Raw genomic sequence first — 2,413 nt, 5'->3', positions numbered from 1 at the left:
TTTTATTCAGAGGTCTATAAGGCTACTTTGTCTTCGTTTTAGTTAAGCCGGTTCACATCAAACATACTGCCCTGCAGCCCAGGCGCTGCTCCAGGCCCATTGGAAATTGTAGCCGCCGAGCCAGCCGGTGACGTCTACCACTTCGCCAATGAAGAATAAGCCTTCAACTTTCTTACTCATCATGGTTTTAGATGACAGTTCGTCTGTATCTACGCCGCCCAGTGTCACCTCTGCGGTGCGGTAGCCTTCTGTACCATTGGGCGTGACTTGCCAGTCAGATAAGGTATTGTCGATTTCCGCTATCTGACTGTGGGTCAGGCGTTTTACCGGTTCATTAGGCCACTGTAGGGTGTCGATAAAGGTTTGTGCCAGCCGTTTGGGATAGAACTTACTGAGAACCGTAGAGAGTTGCGCGTCGGGCGTATCCTGTTGAGCGGCTGTCAGATATTCAGCGGCGCTCATGGCAGGTTGTAAGTCGATATGCAGGGTGTCCCCCGGATGCCAGTAGGACGATATCTGTAGCATGGACGGGCCGCTTAACCCCCGGTGAGTAAACAGCATCGCTTCGCGGAAAGATGTATCGTTACAACTTGCTGACGTATCGACAGCGATACCGCTCAATGCCTCCAGCGCCTGCTTGTCTTTGTCGTGCAATGTAAAAGGCACCAAGCCGGCTCGTGTTGGCAGGACTTTCAGGCCGAACTGTTCTGCAATTTTGTAGCCGAATGGCGTAGCGCCAATTTTCAGCATACTCAGACCGCCGGTAGCGATAACCAGGGATTCGCAAACATAATCGCCCAGTGAAGTGCTCAGCGCATAGCCGGTCTCTGTTTTCTCCACACTCAGAATGTCACAGCGGGTAACGATTTCAGCACCGGCTTTATCACATTCTCTTACCAGCATATCTACGATGTCTGATGCGCTGTTATCACAGAACAACTGGCCGAGGGTTTTCTCATGATAGGGAATGCCGTATTCGCTCACCAGAGAGATGAAGTCCCACTGGGTATAGCGGCTCAGAGCAGATTTGCAGAAATGAGGATTAGCAGACAGAAAATTGGCCGGTTCAGCGTACATGTTGGTGAAATTACACCGTCCGCCGCCGGACATGAGTATTTTACGCCCGACTTTCTTTCCGTGATCCAGCACAGCGACAGCGCGGCCACGCTTACCCGCCTGCGCTGCGCAGAACAATCCGGCAGCGCCCGCACCGATTACAATGACATCTTTCTGGATCACAAACTGACTCCGGCAAATTCAAAAGCCGGATTATAGTGTGCCCGGTAAGATTCTTGAAGCGTCAGGAGTACTCACTGACGAATTGCTGTGACCACGACAGCAACTCAATCCGGTTTCTCGAATGGGTTTTACGGAAAATACTGTATATATGCGTTTTTACCGTATTCACACTGATATGCAACTGATCAGCGATTTCCTGATTCTGCGAACCCTGTGCCACCAGCTCGATAATGGTTACTTCCCGCTTGGTAAGCTTGGGATGCAGTGCCATTTTATTTAACTCTTTGGGACGGGAAATAGCCGCATTGGTTTTACGGGTTTGTTGCCGTAACCGGCGTAATGCCTCGTTAATGGAGTTGCGTTTAAACCACACGTCCATTTTGGCCAGCCGGCGCACACCTTTCAGTAATAATTCAGGTGAGTCAGAGGTATAGAAGGTTCCCTCCACACCCGCAATGATGGCCTCACATTCATCAATATCGCCGTGTTCCAGATTAAACAGAATCCAGCGGGCAAAGCCCTGATAACGGTAAAACGCTTCCATTTTTTCTTCAGCCTTAGCGGCATCGTAAAAAATAAGATCCTGATTGGAGGTGGTTTCTAACTGTTCTATAGATGTGAGTTCTGTGATTTCATAACCACAGGTTTGCAATAGATGCTTAAACAGGATGACCTGTTCGTCGCTTGCTTCATCTGAAGATAAGGATTTGGATATCAGATAGACACCAAACTTCTGGTTTTTGCTCAACATACTTTCCCTCCATGGTTCCGTTTGAGCTGCTCAACTTACCCTGTGAGCATGAGCGCACGGATGATTAATGGTTTTCTTCGTGAAGTACCAAATAATCTCCACCTGCATAGGTATACCGCTCTATTCTTTAAGAATAGCAGAACGTATGGCGCTGTACATTAAATGTTGTTAAAAAGACAAAAATAGATAAATCCATCGCAACATTTACTAAAATCTATTTTATTGAGTCACTTAGGCTATAAAAAGAGGGATCGCGGGACAAGCGGAATAGACTAAAGTCTAAGTCAATTCCGCTTCAGAAGACACTTTATTATGATTAAAGACTGTTAAGCATTGTTTCTGCGTCAGACACTTCAAAACGGCCCGGATCTTCAACATTCAGTTTTACTACTTCACCATCTTCAACCAGCATGGAATAACGCA

The 2,413-nt window shown here is 47.5% G+C and carries 2 protein-coding genes and 1 pseudogene; all 3 read right to left on the bottom strand.

Annotation, left to right across the window (positions count from 1 at the left end; genetic code table 11):
• Positions 1 to 57 precede the first annotated feature (57 nt).
• Positions 58 to 1,239 carry a BaiN/RdsA family NAD(P)/FAD-dependent oxidoreductase gene (locus AC4PME_RS20550; protein WP_491044769.1) on the bottom strand — a complete coding sequence of 394 codons (1,182 nt, stop codon included), beginning with the start codon at positions 1,237 to 1,239 and terminating at the stop codon, positions 58 to 60.
• A 61-nt stretch (positions 1,240 to 1,300) separates the two neighbouring features.
• Positions 1,301 to 1,990 (bottom strand): helix-turn-helix transcriptional regulator, encoded by a 690-nt coding sequence (locus AC4PME_RS20545; protein WP_491044768.1) that lies wholly within the window; start codon positions 1,988 to 1,990, stop codon positions 1,301 to 1,303.
• Positions 1,991 to 2,306: 316 nt separating this feature from the next.
• Positions 2,307 to 2,413: pseudogene (locus AC4PME_RS20540) on the bottom strand (peroxiredoxin); the annotation flags it as partial.

It is taken from the genome of Alteromonas sp., from assembly GCF_984505615.1.
This window is presented reverse-complemented; position numbering and strand designations above follow the sequence as displayed.

Bases quoted from the DNA above. Each gene is read 5' to 3' on its own strand.
- AC4PME_RS20545 (WP_491044768.1), bottom strand. From the start codon at position 1,990: ATGTTGAGCAAAAACCAGAAGTTTGGTGTCTATCTGATATCCAAATCC.